Source organism: Streptomyces fungicidicus (assembly GCF_003665435.1).
GTDB classification, from domain to species: Bacteria; Actinomycetota; Actinomycetes; order Streptomycetales; family Streptomycetaceae; genus Streptomyces; species Streptomyces fungicidicus.
Genome location: NZ_CP023407.1, coordinates 5,272,667 through 5,289,705, shown reverse-complemented (window position 1 = coordinate 5,289,705; position 17,039 = coordinate 5,272,667). Strand labels below are relative to the sequence as shown.

At 65.5% G+C, this 17,039-nt stretch carries 12 protein-coding genes; 2 read left to right on the top strand and 10 right to left on the bottom strand.

The genetic code is table 11. The annotated features are described in order from the left end of the window. Positions 1-497: 497 nt before the first annotated feature. From drmB to CNQ36_RS24305, 5 genes are read right to left on the bottom strand one after another with little or no spacing between them, the layout of a single operon-like run. Positions 498-2,390: a DUF1998 domain-containing protein gene (gene drmB, locus CNQ36_RS24325; RefSeq protein WP_048459188.1), complete on the bottom strand. Its 1,893-nt coding sequence runs from the start codon at positions 2,388-2,390 to the stop codon at positions 498-500. Continuing rightward, a complete protein-coding gene (locus CNQ36_RS24320) occupies positions 2,387-5,854 on the bottom strand; it encodes a helicase-related protein (RefSeq protein WP_048459187.1) in 3,468 nt (1,155 codons plus the stop codon). Before CNQ36_RS24320 ends, drmB begins: the two co-directional genes overlap by 4 nt. Then, on the bottom strand, positions 5,851-7,587 hold the full coding sequence (locus CNQ36_RS24315; RefSeq protein ID WP_053077001.1) for a nuclease-related domain-containing DEAD/DEAH box helicase: 1,737 nt from the start codon (positions 7,585-7,587) through the stop codon (positions 5,851-5,853). Before CNQ36_RS24315 ends, CNQ36_RS24320 begins: the two co-directional genes overlap by 4 nt. Beyond that, on the bottom strand, positions 7,587-9,176 hold the full coding sequence (locus CNQ36_RS24310; RefSeq protein ID WP_121547535.1) for a hypothetical protein: 1,590 nt from the start codon (positions 9,174-9,176) through the stop codon (positions 7,587-7,589). Before CNQ36_RS24310 ends, CNQ36_RS24315 begins: the two co-directional genes overlap by 1 nt. Beyond that, a complete protein-coding gene (locus tag CNQ36_RS24305; protein WP_163013358.1) occupies positions 9,149-10,186 on the bottom strand; it encodes a hypothetical protein in 1,038 nt (345 codons plus the stop codon). Before CNQ36_RS24305 ends, CNQ36_RS24310 begins: the two co-directional genes overlap by 28 nt. Before the next feature lie 452 nt (positions 10,187-10,638). Here CNQ36_RS24305 and CNQ36_RS24295 point away from each other — a divergent pair, with 452 nt between their 5' ends. Next, the gene (locus CNQ36_RS24295) at positions 10,639-11,454 is read left to right on the top strand and encodes an IS5 family transposase (RefSeq protein WP_228313061.1); all 816 of its coding nucleotides are present in this window, start codon (positions 10,639-10,641) and stop codon (positions 11,452-11,454) included. Here CNQ36_RS24295 and CNQ36_RS24290 read toward each other — a convergent pair. The 3 genes from CNQ36_RS24290 to CNQ36_RS24280 form a co-directional block, all read right to left on the bottom strand. Next, on the bottom strand, positions 11,387-11,902 hold the full coding sequence (locus CNQ36_RS24290) for a hypothetical protein (protein ID WP_048459277.1): 516 nt from the start codon (positions 11,900-11,902) through the stop codon (positions 11,387-11,389). The two genes, CNQ36_RS24295 and CNQ36_RS24290, sit on opposite strands and share 68 nt — an antisense overlap. A 133-nt stretch (positions 11,903-12,035) precedes the next feature. Continuing rightward, positions 12,036-12,835 (bottom strand): IS5 family transposase gene (locus CNQ36_RS24285; protein ID WP_163013435.1). Its coding sequence is split into 2 segments (ribosomal slippage): positions 12,036-12,496 and positions 12,496-12,835, totalling 801 coding nucleotides; the frame shifts between segments, so codons are not numbered across the junction. 43 nt (positions 12,836-12,878) lie between these two features. Further along, entirely contained in the window at positions 12,879-13,133 is a 255-nt protein-coding gene (locus CNQ36_RS24280; protein WP_206278501.1) for a DUF6332 family protein, read from the bottom strand. A 695-nt stretch (positions 13,134-13,828) separates the two neighbouring features. Here CNQ36_RS24280 and CNQ36_RS24275 point away from each other — a divergent pair. Next, a complete protein-coding gene (locus CNQ36_RS24275; protein ID WP_206278500.1) occupies positions 13,829-15,397 on the top strand; it encodes a DUF262 domain-containing protein in 1,569 nt (522 codons plus the stop codon). 362 nt (positions 15,398-15,759) lie between these two features. Here CNQ36_RS24275 and CNQ36_RS35725 read toward each other — a convergent pair whose 3' ends face one another. Together CNQ36_RS35725 and CNQ36_RS35370 are read right to left on the bottom strand one after the other, a co-directional pair. Then, the gene (locus tag CNQ36_RS35725; RefSeq protein ID WP_323135680.1) at positions 15,760-15,945 is read right to left on the bottom strand and encodes a hypothetical protein; all 186 of its coding nucleotides are present in this window, start codon (positions 15,943-15,945) and stop codon (positions 15,760-15,762) included. 481 nt (positions 15,946-16,426) lie between these two features. Continuing rightward, positions 16,427-16,906 carry a phosphotransferase gene (locus tag CNQ36_RS35370; protein WP_228313060.1) on the bottom strand — a complete coding sequence of 160 codons (480 nt, stop codon included), beginning with the start codon at positions 16,904-16,906 and terminating at the stop codon, positions 16,427-16,429. Between the last annotated feature and the right edge of the window lie 133 nt (positions 16,907-17,039).

The following is a 17,039-nucleotide window of genomic DNA, read 5'->3' as shown; positions in this document are numbered from 1 at the left end:
GGAGCCCCGTTCATCCGCCCACAGACCTGCAGCCAACGAACCCTGAGGTGAAGATCCTACGTTGCGTTCTGCGGCGCCTTCCCCGGAGTCCGGCCTCTCGTGACCAATCTCCCGCTCACTGCGAGCGATCTCGGGTCTTGCGTGACGGGGAGGCCGGGGAGATGCCCAATCAACCTGAGACACAGTCCCGAAACCGTTGCTGCTTGCTGGCGGTCATTCATCAAGCAATACGATCGTTCTCGCCGCACGCGACCTCCCCGTCACCATGAGTGACAGAGTGCGTGCCGGGTAGAAGGTGTCTGCGTCGCAGCGCGTACTTTCAGTCACGGAACACGCCGTGGACTACTCGTAACGGGCTCTCGTCGAGGTTGACTCATAGAGGCCCCTGACCAGCGGGTTTCCGTTAAGCGCATGGGGCCTCCGGACCCGCTCAGTCACAGTGTCAGACCAAGGTGGTGTGCGTGAGCGGGATGCTCGCGCACACCATCGACCTGCTCTCAGTTCCTAGCGAAGAATCCGAGCTCGCTCTTCCCGAGCCCACCGACCACCAAGGCACGGTCAAGGAAGCGGTTGTACTCCTCGCACGCCGTCTCAGGAAGCAGCGCGCAGCCGTGACAGGCGGCAAGGTTGCAGGACCCGGGACCTTGGCCCTTGCTCTCGATGCACACCGGGTCCGAGGAGCACCACGCAGCGTGAGCCAGGGCGTTCTCCAGCACTCCCTCCAGTCGGCCGGGCTCGCCCATTCGAACCAGGCCGCCCAAGGTGCCCTCGGAGTCCCCGGCGGCGGTGTAGATGAGTATGCCGGCCATGCCGTCCGGGCCGGGGCTCACGTAGAGGCGCTCCCTAAGTGAGGCCGAGCTGTAGCCGCACTCGTAGGTGAGCTGGTTGATGAGCAGGTGCGCCAGTGTGTGCAGGAGGATGAAGCGCGGCGACAACTCTCGCTTGGTCAGGCCGCGCTGTTCGGCTAGGTCCGAGAAGCGCTGTGTGAGTAGTTCAGCCTGCGCCAGAACTGCCCGACGCTCCTCCCACGCGCCCAGAGACGCCGTGTCGAGTTCCAGGTATATGCCCTCGCCGCTGACAGCGTATGCGGGAAGCCAGTTGCCACCCGGGCGCGCAGGTGTGCGGCGCAGCAGTGCCTTGCGGGACGCGTCATCATAAGGGGACTCGGCGAAAACGCGGTTGAAGCCCCATAGCACCCGAGTTTCGCGGAGCTTTTCTACAAGCCTTACGCGGGCGAAGGCGGAGGCAATGCTGGGCGCGTACTGTCCGCGGGGCTCGCGTACGACCAGTTCCTCAGACTCGATCGCACCGCGCAGCGTCTGGTACTCGGTGGCGCGGAATGGAGCTGGGTCCTGCGCAGAGCCGGGCTCCTCTGTCTCTGAGGCTTCGGATTCGGACTGTTGCAGCACGGCCAGTGCACGGGCGATCTCCTCGTCGCTGAAGTCGTCGAGGAGGAAGGCGTTCCCCTGGGCCGCTTTCCGGAGCATGTGGACAGGCAAAGCCTCTCCCTTGTCAAGGAAGACTGCTGCCCTCTGCCGGGCCTGTACGATCGCCCCGTCCTGGAGGACAGCGAGGACCTTTGGATCGGCGGTCGACGCGGCCATCTCTGGCACGAAAATGGAACTCTTCAGGAGCGAGTAGTAGACGTTCGCGGCGCCGCGCAGGCTGCCGCGGAGAGGGCTCCCGCACGGCTCCCCTTCGCGGTCGATCCCCAGCCAGGGCGCCCCGCCGCGGCACAGGTACGCCGGCCCGCCCGGCTCGAGCTCTTCCGAGAGGAACGTGGAAGGGCCGCTCTCGGCACTACTCCTTGTTGATGTGATGCCTTCCAGGCTGCGGGTCGCGTTGCAGGAACAGGACACCCGTTGGGAGGCCAGAGTGCCGCCGCCGGAGGACCGCAGTGAGAGGCGGTGCCCCCGGCAGGAGGGCGTCGCTGACTTATGCGTCCATTCGAACCAGGGGAAGTCCTGGAGGTGCCCTCGCTCACAGATCGCGACGAAGGGCACTTGGGCGAAGAAGGGCTTGCGGCCGGAGGACTCATGCTCCTTGCAGGCCGGGCGGTTCTCCTGGTGGAGCCGGTCCTTGGCCAGCTTGCGGCAGCGCGGGCAGAAGCCCCAGGTGGGGAACCGAAGGACCGGGACGGTGAGACCGGTGTTGACCCCATCCTCCGAACGGGTGCGGTAGTCCGGAGGAGAGTAGAGCGCGTCGACACCGAGATGCTGTTCCAGGCGCCACTCGTGGATACGGAACTCTTCCTGGTTGCGGTCGTCTCCGCGCGGAAACCAGTGGTCGAGGCCTGCCGTGATGACTGACGTCCCGTCGGACAGCACGTGCATGGCCCCGGGGCCAAACGGGGCGACCATCTGGGAGCGCCGGACCTTGCCGCGGATCATGACTGTCCTTCCTGGATCGCGTACTCCGAGGTGACCTCGATCTGGCATTCGGCGTCGACGCCGCGCATGGAGGAGGGGATGGCCCAGGTCATACTCTGGGCCTGCTCGTCCGCGTACTGGCCAAGGGGGCGCAGGAGCTGGTCGCTGCTGACCATGGGCCCGAAGTCGCCCCAGTGCCCGGGCTGCCACGCCTCCCACTCCTTGCGCATCCTGTCCAGGATGTCGGCTGTGCGGTCGGCTTCTTCGGAGTCGCAGAAGTCGACCCGGTCGAGGAGAAGCTTTCTGGCCGCTTCCCAGCCTTCGGCGGGGAACGGCTGAGGCTCAAGCGCCTCCGGTCCGGTCTGCCGGATGTAGGCAACCGCGACTGCGCGCAGGGCCCGGTCCAGGGCGGGCGGGGCGAATGGGGTGGAGCTGGTCGGTTCGACCTGCGCGTACAGGCGTTCGTGGTAGCTGCGGAAGCGCTCGAAGTGGCTGCGGTCTCGGGGTTTGCCTGCCCCGTACAGGGTGACGACCAGTCCGGGAATGCGTCGTCCGACGCGACCGGTGACCTGGATGTACTGGGAGGTGCTCTTGGGCTGGCCGACAACGGCCATGAGTGAGAGACGGGGGATGTCGATGCCGACCTCAATCAGGCTGGAGGCCAGACAGGCGTCTACGGCCCGCTGTTCGTCCGTGAGCTGCCGCTCGAGCTTCTGGATGGCTTCGGGGATCTGGTCCTGCCGGAGGCGGCTGGTCATCTCCTCGACCCAGTTGAGGTAGCGCATCCCGGTGCGGTCCGTCTCTGAGCGGTTGTTGATGGTCCTCAGGTAGTCGGGGATGTCGGACTGCATGAGCGACAGCGAGTTGCCGAGCTCACGGAGGCTGTTGAAGAAGGCGAGCAGCGTCCACCAGGGGTCGCGGAGGCCTTCGGGAAGGTCCTTGGCTGCCTGGAGCAGGGCGGCGAACGTGCGGACCTGTGTGGTCTGCATGGAGCCGAGGGCAGGGGCGTGCACGCCGATGTAGCGCCGCCCCGGCTTGAGAGTGCCGGTCTCCGGATCGCGGTCGTAGACGGCGAAGAAGGAGTCGGAGGCGTCGATGCCGTGCGGCGGGAAAAGGTGCACCTGCTCACGGCCGTAAAGGGCCTTGACCTGCTCCTCGTGCCGCCGGATCGTCGCGGTGGAGGCGACGATCTTGGGGAGAATGCGCGTGCCGCCTCGCCGGTCGGTGCACAGTTCTTCGATAACGCCCTCGTAGAGGCCCGTAAGGGAGCCGAGCGGACCGGCGATGAGGTGCAGCTCGTCCTGGATGATCAACGAAGGTGGCGAGTAGGCCCGGGAGCCGTCCGAACCGAGCCCGTCGGATCCGAAGCCGAACAGGGCCCTTGCTTTGGGCCGCCAGGCAATGAGGGCGAACTTGTCCACCGTCCCGATCACGAGGGTCGGCCGGTGCTCGTAGAGGTCCTCGTCAACCACGTAGACAGGCAGTGGCGAGTCCTCCGTGGAGAACCGGCACTCATTATCCGGGCAGATGAAGCGCACGGTTCCGCGGTACTCCGTGTAGCCGGCTACGGGTGTGCGGGCCGCCGCTCCGGTGCGTCGGCCGGTCCTACGGCGGCGCTGCCCGGGCGCGGTGTCTTCTTCCTGGCTGGTAACGGGGCCCATCTGAGCTGAGCACCAGGGACAGCGCAGCAGCAGAAACGGGTTCTCCTGCTCTCCGCGGTAGAGCCTGCCAAGTGCTGACTTCGCATCCGCGCGCCGGTTGGGAGTGGTCTCGCCACCCACCCAGATCCCGATCGAGAAGGGGACCGTTCCAAGGTCCGGCGCGTCTGCGCGCAACTCCTCAAGCGCGCAGACGAGAGCGGCGGCGCGCAGGAATTGCTGAGCGGTCAGCAGACGCAGCGTATAGCGCATGAGGACGGTGACACTCGTGTCATCGGAGTTGCGCAGACGACGGAGCAGCATCGTGAAAGCAGACAGTCCGAGATAGGCCTCAGTCTTGCCACCGCCGGTGGGGAAGTAGATGAGGTCAACAACCTCACGGTCGTCATGGAGGGGATCGGCACTTGAGGGGACGGCGGCCAGGAGAAATGCGATCTGGAAGGCACGCCAGTTCCCCTTGCCCTTGCGGCGAGCCTCGTTCTCATCCGGCTGGGCTCCCTCCACCTGGTACCGCCCGTCGACGGACTGCGTCTGGCGCAGGTCGGCCCCGGAGCGCAGCTGCTGGCGCAACATGGCACGGTTAGCCATCCGAAAGGCACGGCCCACGTCGCTCCGGGCGTCACGGACCAGTTCGAGCCCTTCCCTCATACGGCCCAGAGCCTTGCGGCAGCCTTCGATGTGCTGCGCGGCGGTCAGCCGGAACCGCTCGTCGAGGCCGGCAGCCTTCTCTTCGAGCCCTTCGATCCACTCCGCGTACGCGCCGACGACCTGCTCGAGGCGCTCAGGACCAGCAGGGCCGTCCCCAGAGAGCTGCTCCATGGAGACAGTGAGCGGGCTGCCGTTCTGCCGGATGTCGGGAGTGATGCTGGGTGCCTCGTACCAGGGCAGCGGGTCGGCCTTGGCCCAGGCGGCCCGGCCCTCTGTGGGGTCGGCCCAGTCCGCGGCGCAGCCGTGCCCCACAGCGAAGGTCCGTGCTTCCCGGTAGAGCAGATTGAACGAGGCGTCGTCCGGGTGGGTCTCGGCTTCGGCTGCCTCCGGGTACGGCGCGAGCCACCCGCCCTGCGGCTCGACGGTCATCTCGGCCTGGAACAGGCTCACAGCATCGAGTGGCTTACTTCCGGGGACCGTCCGGTTGACGAGGGCAACTGTGATCAGCCTGCCGTCCTGGTGGCTGCGCACGTTGACGATCAGCTCCAGGTCGAGCCCGTCAATGCTGCGCGAGGCGTCCGCGTCCGGCTGCAACTTCCGCAGGACCCGGTTGGCCGTGGCGATCTCGTCCGCAGACAGCTCCCAGACCGCCGTAACGGGGCTGCGTACCCACCACCGCCGCGCATCGCCCGCCACAGACACGCTCTGATGCCGATAGCGGCCACCTGTGAAAACGATGCGGAGAGCCGTACCGCTCCCGCCCGCCAGCATGAACGACAGGCCCATCGTGCTGGGACGTCGGTCGTTCGCGCCGGCGAGGTCGAAGTCGTCGTCCTCAGGCGGCCCGCCGACCGTGCGCTGTGCAGCTTCCTGCAGGCCCTCGAAGACCTTTTCGTCGAGCTCACCGTCCACGAGACCGGCAACGACCGTGCGATCCTCGTCCGTGGGCCGCGCGGTGCTCTCGGCGGGGTACAGGACGCCGACGCCGTACCGCACCAGCGGGGCCCGGTCGAGGATCTCCTCTCCGGACTCGGGGTCCACCCAAGGGCCGCGGGCTTCCTCCCAGTTGTCGAATGATTCCCGGTCGAGAGACTTGCCGGCGGGTGCAGGACCGAGCAGCTCGGCCCTCAGGGCGTCGATAACGTCCTCACGCGGACCGAGGTGGTCGCTGATGGTCATGCTGCCTTCTCCTTGAAGACCTGTTTGCGGAAGCCAGGGCGTGCGTTCTGGGACATCAGCACCGTGAGTTCGTCCCTGGCACGGGAAGCGCCCACATAGAAGAGCGTCTGGTCACGCGCCGACCCAAAAGAGGCAATATCAGTGAGGATGACCGCCGGGGAGTCCAGCCCCTTGAAAGCGTGCACTGTCCCGTATCGCACCGCCCCCGGCCGCGGGGAGCCGAAGGGCACGAGCCGGTTTTGCCAGCGGGGGTCCCGGCAGCTGCCGGCCGCGCTCTGGTCATTGCGCAGCGGTGACAGGACGACGATGTCCTCGGGCCGGAACCCTTCGCGGGTGAGCTGGCTGAGCCTGTCCGCCAGTAGCCGCTGCTGTTCCTCGCTGTCCGTCCACCACAGGTGCTCTGCGGTCCGGTCGTTCGAAGGCCGCAGCGTTCCGGTGTAGCCCGGGTCAAGGTCGGACGTCGCTTCCACGTAGAAGGTGATGTCGGGGACGCTCCTGCAGTTGTGACGCAGTATGAATACCGCTGGCTCGCCCACCGTCCGCCTGTGGAGGGCTTCCATTCCCTCACCGCCGGAGTCATAAAGGGCCTGGCGCGTGAAGTCGCCGAAGGCCAGCCACTGGCCGCTAGACAAACCTCCGCGCAAGGAGGAGTCGAGGACGTTGAGGTAGGACTCGCGCATCAGGTCCTGTGCCTCGTCGATCACCAGCACATCGAACGTCGGGCCGTCGCGCTCCAGCAGGGCTTCCAGGGCGAGGTCGGGAAGCTCCTCTGTGAAGAACCCGTCACCTCCGCTCGCCACGGGGCGTGCAGCGGGAACCAGCCCCGCCATGTAGGAGTGAAGGTGAGCGGCCGTGATCCCCTCCACCCCGGCGGTCTCTTCCTTGAGCCAGCGGCCCAGCTGCCGGTTGAAACAGCACAGCAAGACTCTCAGACCGCTTCCGGCGAACCGCCGCGCCGCCTCCACGGCAACGAAAGTCTTGCCTGTTCCTGCGGCGCCGCGGACCAGGCACCGCCGATTGGCGGCGATCATGTCGAGCACCTCGTACTGCTGCTTAGTAAAGGTCTGAGTCTCCCGTTCCATCCGCTGCCGCCGCAGCTTGGGCGGTTCGGCAAACTCGAATGAGGGCCGCAGCGCCTCCAGAATCCGCTCGGTCTGGCCGGCGTCGGGAGCGGCGGATGCGGGGTTGAACCAGCCTGCTGTGGGAGTCGAGGTGAGGTGCGCGCGGTGGGCGTCCAGGACCCCGGTGATCAGAGCGGAAACGGGACGGCTGTGCAGGGCCACTGTGTCGATCGCCTGCCATGAGTGCCACTCCATGGGGCCTGACACCGCGAACCGGCTGTGCGTGAACAACACAGCGGAGGTCATCGGCACGGCTCCCAGCCCACCGCCGTGGCCTATGAGCTTCTCCTTGACCGCATGCATGGCCTCATCGGCCTGTTGGAATGGGCTCCTCAAGGTTGGTGGCTGGCTGCCCAGCCGCCACTCGCCACTCGGGAGGCGCCTGACCTGCAGATGGGCCTTCACCTCCAGGACTAGGATCCCCTTCCCAGGCACGATGATGACGAAATCAGCCTCACCCTGGATCTGCCGCGGGTGGTTGGCGATCCCCAGCGAATGCAGCACCACCCAACCTTCCGTGCCAGGGTCATCGCGGAGCCGCTGGAACACCTCTTTCTCCCCGGGACTAGGGGTGACTTCCGGATCGAAGGCCGACGGGATCATGCGCGCCATCAGGGCACCTCCGAAGTGCGGAGCCGACAGAGGTAATGCGGGGGAACGCGCAGCTGTCCGGGGAGAACGGCGTCGACCAGAGCCACCCGCGCGCCCGAGTCCGTATCGTCCAAGGGGATCTCGCACCAGCGGTCCACCCAGAGCCGCTGCCACAAATCCCCGGAGACAGCACGCTGCACAGCCTCGGCGTAGCCCCGCCCGGCACTGCGGTGTGCATGGTCGATTCGGCCGAGGGCGGCCCAGACGTCCTGCGCCTCCCCTCTGCGGCCCAGATAGGCCATGACAACAGCGAAGTCATCTCTACGCCGCGTTCTGATGCACCAAGAGCTCGTCCAGTAGTCCAGGTTGGTTGTCACCGCGCCGCGCGCCACCAAGTCCTTCGCAACCCCCCGACGGCCATCTGGGTGATGGGCAATACGATCGCCCAGCTGCGTTTTCCACCCCTGTTGTAGCGCCCGCAGCATGGGTGCGTCGTCGCCCAAGACGACGTCGGCCCGCTCGATCAGGCTCTGATAGTAGGAGCTACCGCGAAGTACGACGTAGTCGCCGACCGAAATCGAGGCCCCGTCGACGGCCTCGACAGAGGGCTCATCATCCGGATCCGACTCAACCAAAAGGATCTTGTGAACGCTGGATTCCGCGGGCAGCAGGACATACGAGCCGTCGGCGAGCAGAGCCGCGCGGGCCTCCACCCCCTCGTGACCGCCTGTGGCACCGTCCCGCAGAGCTTCAATGGGAAGTCCTGCGACAGCATCCTGCGCCAGGGAAGCGACATCGAGATCCGTCAGCAGGGACTCTGTCGTCTCAGGCGTCGTACCACCCGTGAGCTCGGACGGTGCTCCGACTGTCCTCGTGTCGCGGCGGCGTACGCGCGTTGGCATGGTGCCGCGCAGCACAGGCCCCTCGTCGAACAGCGGCTGTACGTCCAGCGGCTCACGGTAGAAGTCATAGTGGACCAGTCCGAGCCGCGCCGCCCGGGGAGCATTCAGCACACCCGGCGGAAGCCAGCCGATCGGTCCCACGACCACCGCCGAGTCATACACCTCAGCCCCCAACAGGTCACTGACCAGGCCAATTTCAACTGGGTAGTGGATCACGCCGAACGCGCGGACAACGGCGTCCTGGTAGAAGCGGTTGGTCACCGCCACAAGCGGCGTGCCCTTGCGGCCAGACGACAGGAACGTCATAACCCCGGCCATAAGGGGATTGGAGGTGTCCGCTCCCAGGCGAGTCAAGGCCTGCGCGACGGCGGACAGCTGGCGCACCAGGTCGGCATCCGCAGCCTGCCGCAAACGCGCGCTAATGCCCGCCAAACTGTGCGCCGTCTCCTGAAGCCTGAGCTGCAAGCTATTGAGGGGCACCGGCACGGTACCGAGGAGCCACCGGACCCGCCGGATCTCGACGCAAGCCTGCCTCCACAGGTCAGAGCTCTCCAACTCCCCTACTGCACGCAGAAACTGCGAAGCTACCCGCATGAACGAGTGCACACCTGAGTGGTGCACAGGCTGCTCCTCGATAGCGCAGCCCGCATGCTGGTAGACCTTGTCTACCTCCCACAAACTCATGGTGCCGCCCCCCTGCTCTTCCATGCCAGCAGTTCAACGCCCGGAGGAATACGGCTGCCGAGGTCTCTGGGCACGTCGACGTTGGCCACGCTGCGCCATCGGTTCTCGTAGAGCCCGTCCGCAGCGGCCAGCGCTGACGGGCTGGTGCGCTCGACCACGGCCACCGTCACGCTCGCGAGACTTGCTCCAAGCCACCGCCGAACCGTTGACGCACCGTCGAGCACGGCCACAACCGGCTGGCAGGACCGCACTACGTCGCGGTACTCCTCCGGATCGCCCCGGCTCGACAGCACCACACTGCGGTAGTGGGATCCAGGCGAGCGGACTGCGCGCAGACGCAGCAGCTCCTGCAGGGGCAATGCCGGTCCTCCGGCTGCCCCGACGACGAGCTGGGCCTCAGCCAGGACCGTGTTCCTTACCCCCACCACGACGCTGTGCAGCGAGCAGCGTCCGTAGAAGTCGGTCATCTGTCCGGCCAACAGGTTCTCAGCGCCGACGGGTATTTCAAGCTCTTCACTGAAGCGGTTGCTACCCCTGTAGTCCTCCGGCAGGTCTGGCCAGCGAAGCAGTTGGAGCCGGTAGTCGTCTGCCGGAAACCACGAAATGGGTCCAGGACGCCGTCCAGGACTCTTGCTGCCTGCGAGTTCGTAGACCCGCCCATGATGGTTCTGAATCGCCCCGCCGAACACTCCCGTGTAAACGCGCCGCCCCTGCCCGGGACCCTTGACCGGGATGACTCGAACGCAGTTGCCGACAGGAAGGCATTCGGCCTGCTCGAAGTTCTGCTCCGACTCCGCAGGGACCACTTCCGCCTGGGACGCCCGGTTCACAACCCCATAGGTCAGCAGCACCGCGAGGTAGTCACGCGTCGGAACGGACAGCGCCACTACCGCGTTTGAGCCCTCCTTGTGCAGGCCTGCCGCCCAATACCCGACCTCCGAGAACCATGCCGCCCACTCAGGCAGCTTCTGCCACCTGTCGCCGACCAGTGTGGACGCGCCCCGGAGCGATGTCTTGCCTCTTGCCACTGCCAAGCCCCCACCAAGAGAACATCCCTCAGCACCGCCATCGAAGAGGTCCCCACCCCTGGCAGTGCGTGGATCCTACAACATCTTCACGATTAAACGACCCCTGCTTCACTCTTTGAGGTGACGGGTGACAGGGAGGGAACAGCCCCTGCAGGCATGACTGGTATGGAGGCTCTGGCAACGCCTTACTGGCTGTTCTCTATCCGCTCGGGTGGCCGGGTGGGATTCGAACAGGGGCCTGGTTCGGGTGAGTCGGCCGGTGCCGATGCATGGAAGAAGGGCCTCTTGGTAGCTCGCGGATGTCGAGTCCAGCGAGGAGCAAGAGGCCCTGTTGTCGAAGTGTCGGGTGGTCACGGTTGCCGGGTCCAGTCCGTCCACTCCTGGGTGTGACTGTCTCGCCCACAGGTTCGGGAACGGCGGCCGACCGGCCGGGGCGCCGGCCCCGGTACGGCTCGGACATGAGCGATGCCGAGTGGATCCTGGTGCGGGACCTGCTGCCGGTGCCGGGATGGCTGGCAGGTCGGGGCGGGCGGCCGGAGGGCTACTGCCACCGGCAGATGATCGACGCGGTGCGGTACCTCGTCGACAACGGCATCAAGTGGCGGGCGATGCCCGCCGACTTCCCGCCCTGGCCACGGGTGTACGCCTTCTTCGCCCGCTGGCGGGATGCGGGACTCGTGGCCGAGCTGCACGACCGGCTGCGCGAGGCCGTCCGCGATTCCGAGGGCCGTGACCAGGAGCCGAGTGCGGCGGTCATCGACTCGCAGTCGGTGAAGGCGGACGCCACCGTCGCCCTGGTCGCGCGGGGCTTCGACGCTGGGAAGAAGATCAACGGACGCAAGCGGCACCTGCTCACCGACACGCTCGATCTGCTGCTGGCCGTGCTGGTCACGCCGGCGTCGACCACCGACCGGGATGCCGCACGCCTCCTGCTGACGGCGGCCAAGGATCGCTTCAGACGGCTGACACGGGTCTGGGCCGATGGCGGCTACACCGGCCACCTCGTCGACTGGAGTGCGGAACAGCTCGGCGTCGTTCTCGACATCGTCCGCCGCAGCGACGGCATCAGCGGCTTCCAGGCGCTGCCCCGCCGCTGGGTCGTGGAACGGTCTTTCGCCTGGTGCCTGCGCAGCCGGCGCCTGGTCCGTGACTACGAGCGGCGCACCGACACCAGTGAAGCCGTCATCTGCTGGTCGATGGCCATGCTCATGAGCCGCCGCCTGGGCGCCCACCGCCAGCAGCGTCGTGCTCCGACATCTGGGGAGGCAGCGTGAACCTGCCCGGTTTCTGCTCCACCAGCCAGCCTCGTTCCACCAGCCGCTTCAGCCGGGCCCTCGCCCCTTCGACGCGGGAGGCGGACGCGCTGTCCCAGCCCAGCACCACCGCTGCCCGTCGGGCACCGAGCCCGTCGCCTCCCGCATCGACCACGGCGGTCATCAACGCCTGATAGTCCGGCGACAGTTCTTTCACCTCGGTGGCGTGTCGCCGGTGAGGCACCGCCCGGCGCGGTCCGACCGGCTTCTTCCGCGACACCTCGCCGGCCACGTCGGCGGGTGCGTTCTCCTCGGCCAGCGCCTCCAAGTACTGCTCCAGGCCGATCACCCGGCGCCGGTGCACCTCCTCGGCGTCCGCCAGAGCCGCCCGTACCCGTTCCAGCTCGGCTTCGAGTTGCTTCACCTGCGCGGCTGCGGTCTTCTGCCGCGTTTCCAGAACCGTGCGCATCGACGGCATCCGCCACCTCCACGACACCTCGCCCGGCAACAAACCGAGGCTCCCGCGACAGCGGCTCCTTCATGCCTGACCAGCGAAGATGCCACATGAGGTTCGGAAAGAGAACGGCCTCTTACAGGCCATCTCATTTGGCGAGTCTGCGGTAGCAGATGAGAGTGCAAGCGAGGCTGGTGAAGGCGAGGAAGTGCTCGGCTTTGCGCTCGTAGCGGCGGTGGAGTCGGCGGCAGCCGGCGAGCCAGGCCATGGTGCGTTCGATGGTCCAACGGTGCCGCCCGAGTCGCTGTGAGGCTTCAACGCCTCTGCGAGCAATGCGGTGCTGGATGCCGCGCCGTGACAGCCATTGCCGCAGGTGGTGGTAGTCATAGCCCTTGTCGGCGTGGAGGTTGGCAGGCTTGCGCCGGCGGGGGCCTCGGCGGGACCGGATCGGGGGTATGCCCTTCACGAGCGGGATCAGGGCTTGGCTGTCGTGGACGTTGGCACCCGAGATGCCGACGGACAGGGGCAGACCGGTCCGCTCGGTGATCAGGTGGATCTTCGAGCCGTACTTGCCTCGGTCAACAGGATTCGGACCTGTCAGGTCCCCCTTTTCAGGGCCCGCATGTTCACCGAGTCGATCGCACACCGCGACCAGTCCAGGTCGCCACGGGCACCGAGTTCGTCGAGGACCAGGCGGTGCAGCTTGGCCCAGACTCTGGCCTTCGTCCACTCAGTGAACCTGCGGTGGGCCGTCGCGCCGGACGGCCCGAAGGACGCCGCCGGCAACTGCTGCCACGTGCAGCCCGAGGTTGCCACGAACACGATCGCAGCCAGCACCTCACGGTCGCCATGTCGGCGCCGGCCGCCTCCCTGCGGCCGTGACGGCGCCTCCGGAACCACCCGCTGGAACAGCTCCCACAGCTCATCCGGCACCAGGCGCTCAACGATCCCCACGCTGAGAGGCTACCGACCCCAACAGGAAGATCCGTGGTCAGCGGCCCAAGCGGCGCTGCTTGTCGAACCGAAGCAGCACCCGCACAAGACGCCACACTCCGGCCACCGCTCCGAGCAGCGCACCCCCCGCGAGTACGTGTCTCTCTGCCGATCCCGACAGGTCAAGGGTCAGGGCGAGAGTCCAGGAGACGGCAAAAATCAACCCAGCCAGCACGGCGGCAGTCACCAGAGCGAAGACGATCTCCACCGTCATCGCGTCCTTCTCCCACCGCGACTCACGCCCCATGTCCATGCCGAAAGTCTCACATCACGGTCAAGCCCTCACGCCTGCGCCGCACTCTGACAGGCGAGCGTCCACACCAATTGAGATGACCTCTTAGACTGCCATCCGACATCCGTGGTCAGCCCTACACACCCCCGGCCTCTTGGCCTCCTCCCCCGGCTACCGCAACGCGTGGACCATCCGCGGACCGGGAAGCGTCATTGGATCGGCCAGCAGCGCGTGACCTGCGCGTATACCCCGGCCTGAACCGGCCTCCGGAGCCGTGTGCGCAGGTTCGAATCCTGCCGGGGGCACGCAGCAGACTTCACGGTGATCAGTCGCCTGACTTGCGAGTGTGCCAAGCATGAAGGGCGGGACCCAGTTTCACTGGGTCCTGCCCTTTGTCGTTGTCCCGCACTGGTCGCGCGTCTATGGCGTGTCAGTCACGCGGGCTCGCCAGCCTGCAGTGCCATCCCTCATGACGGCCAGATCGCCGCAGTTGCGGCACCGCCGACTCAGCACCTCCTCTCAGCTAAGGCTCAGGCATCGTCCTCGCCTCCTCCTCGCGACGGAGAACCAGCCGCAGCCAGCACCAGCTCCCATCGGCATCGAGACGGTCTGCCGCTGACGCAATTTCTCGCCAACTAGCCGAAGCGCGCCCGTTCGACCCAGCCAGTGAATATGCTGCCCTGCACCGCAGGCGGCAACGGGTTCAGGAGGAGCACGTGGAATCTCTAGGTATCGAAGACGCAATGAACGGCCTTGTGAATGGCAGAATACGGATCCCAGCGTTCCAGCGCGGCTTTGTCTGGGACGCCGACCGTGTCGCCTACCTTATGGACTCCCTTTATAAGGGCTACCCGTACGGAAGCCTTCTTTTCTGGCGTACCAAGAAGCCCCTCAGAACTGAAAGGGCTGTCGGCCCATACGAGATCCCCGTGAAGGATCCGGAGTACCCAATTGACTATGTCCTCGACGGACAGCAGCGCCTGACTTCAATCTTTGGGGTTTTTCAGACTTCTCTCGAACCTATGGAAGCAGAGGGCTGGCTGCCAATCTATTTCGACTTGGGCGCCGCGGATGACGCACAAGAATCTCAGTTCCTCGCGCTCAAAGACGACGAGGTCGACCAAGAACGCCACTTCCCTCTCAAAGTTCTATTCGACACAACGGCGTATCGCGCCCAGACTCGCCCCCTAAACGAAGTGACAGCCGAGAGACTGGATAGGATACAAAAGAGATTTCTACAGGTTGCACTTCCGCTGCAGACCTTTGAGACTGACGACCCGAGTCAAGTGGCGATCGTATTTGAGCGAGTGAATCGACTCGGAACCCCAATTGATGCACTACAGTTGCTGGCTGCTTGGTCCTGGAGTGAAGATTTCGACCTGCGCGAGCAGTTCGAACATCTCGGGAGCGAGCTACGCCCCTTCGGATTCGACTCACTTTCCGAGGATCCCAACCTGCTCCTGCGGTGCTGTTCCGCTGTGATTGCCGGTGACGCCAGTCCGGCGGCCTTGATGAGCCTGAACGGCGCTTCCGTACGCAAACGCTTCCAAGAGATCAGAAACGGAATCGAGGGCGCCATCGACTTCGTCAAAACGAATTTCCACTGCGCCAGCATCAAAAGCCTGCCCTTCAGCACCGTCCTAGTGCCGTTGTCTGTTTTCTTCGCGGCGGAGGGATCCAAGTCGGTAAAAACCACGGGTGAGCAACGTGCAAGACTTGAGAGATGGTTCTGGCGGACTTGCTTCGCCCGCCGATACAGCAGTGGAGTGCTGAGGAACCTTAAGACCGACATCGAAGAGATGTTCAAGTTGCGCCATACCCCAGACGAGTCAAAGCTAGGCGACTTCACCTGCGACGTCACACCCGATTTTTTCCTCGAGAATTCGCTGAACATCGGCACAGTGAACACGAAAACGTTCATCCTGCTGCTCGCCCGAGAACGTCCGATTAGCTTTGTCGGTGGCCAGCAGATCGCTCTAGATGAAGTTTTGCGAGATTACAACAGGAGCGAATACCACCACATCTACCCGCGAGAGTTCCTGAAGGCTCACCCGGCGGTGAACGAAAACGCACTGGTCAACTTCGCCTTCATTTCCTCCATCGACAATAAAATTATAAGTGGAGCGGCTCCTAGCATCTACAGGGAGCGAATGGACGCAGGTAGGTTCGGTGACATCTGCGAACGGGCCATGCTGCCTGACAGTACGTGGTCTGACGATCCAGTCGCGTTCTTCAACGCCCGGGCTTCACTGCTCTCGGATAAGGCGCTCGAAGTCATCAGCTGAAGGGCTGGATCTCTCCCTGACACTCCGGTGATTCGTCGCCGCGCAAGGAAGAATATCGGCGGCGGGACCCCGTTCGGGTCCCGCCGCTGTCGTGCTCACGGTCACAGATCGAGCATCAAGTTGGCATGCAAGTGGGCATCGAGGCCCGCCGTGCTGCGCCGGGCCACCTGGTGCTCTCCTCCCACCCCATGGCTTGCTCAATCCCCCGGTTATTGAGTTCTTCGTGGCCGTCGATGTAGCCGTCATAGCGGCGATGGATGACTTCGGGTGAGTTGCCAGCTCGGCGGGCCACCTCGGCAACGGGTACACCCGCGTTCAGCCAGTTGCTGATGCAGGTGTGTCTCAGGTCGTACGGCCGTTGCTCAAGCGGCGATGCCACCTTGTCCGGTGGGAAGCGCATAGGACCGCGCCTCCTGCCACACACGCTGATAGCTCGAGGTACCGAGCAGCCCGCCCCGCTCGTTCTGGAAGAGCCGGCCGTCTTTCGCGGTGCCGAATTCTTGCACGTGGGCGTGCAGCATCGCCACCAGCAAGGGCGGGATGGGCACCGGCCGTTCGGTCTTGACCTCCCGAGCCTTGAGCCCCCGCCTGTCGCGTCGGGTTCCGGAGCCCGTCCGCTTGGTGCCGGATACGGGGCGTGTCCGTGGCCTGGCTCAAGCGGCTCGGCTTCCAGGTCAAGGCTCTCAAGGATCCCGAGTGGGCTCGCGACGCCATCATCCTTGTTTGCCAACTGGTGATAGACAACGGCTGGAAGGGCCTGAACGCAAGCGACTACCGCGTTGTCGAGCTGTCAGACCTCCTACGACTCATGCCCATCCACGCTGAGTCTGGCCGCAACGAAGAATTTCGAAACGCCCACGGGGTAGCCCGAAGGCGTTCGACATCGCTACACGACACCCCTGACTACCGCGGTAAGCCCACCACCGGGGGCGCCCTTGACGTTGAGGGCTTGCAAGAGTTCCTGGCGCGACCAAAGCCGACGACCCAGGCTGCACGACTCATCCGAGTGGGCATCACCTCTAGCGAGCTTCAGATGCTCCCGCAGACAGACGACGAAGAATTTGACACCCCAGCGGCCCTCATCCGGTGCCAGACCTCTTTCGCGCGCCGTTGCAGACCGGTGACGAGGTCCACGTTGTCTCCTCGTTCGGCGCTCTGCAGGAGTTCGGTAATGACCACCAGTTCTGCGAAGCACCCCTTCTCGCTGTCGAGTACCTCGGAAAGCTCCTGCCGCACGCGCTCCGCCGTCTCCGGTACTTCGACGCTGTAGGCGTGCAGCATGGCGGCGTCGTAGCCGGCGGGGGCGATCCCCCAGCCTTCCCAGTCCAGGATGGTGAGGTCGGGACCGGTGAGGTTGGCCCAGTGCAGGTCACCGTGCGCGGTGCACCATGAGGGAGGCACTGTGGGGACCGGTCCGCCGAGGAAGGCGAGGTACTTCGGCATGGCGCGGTCCAGGTATGCCTGGCGGACGGCCGTGCGGTCGGTGCTGATCGCCGGAAGGCGAGACATGACCCTGCGCAGGTCACTCCACCATGCTGCTGACAGAGAGGGGGCGGCGGTCACGAGGGCTGGAGTGGGCGACACAGTCTCGCCAGTGACGTGGTCGTACAGCTCTGCCTTGTACGCGTCGTCTCCCTCCGTC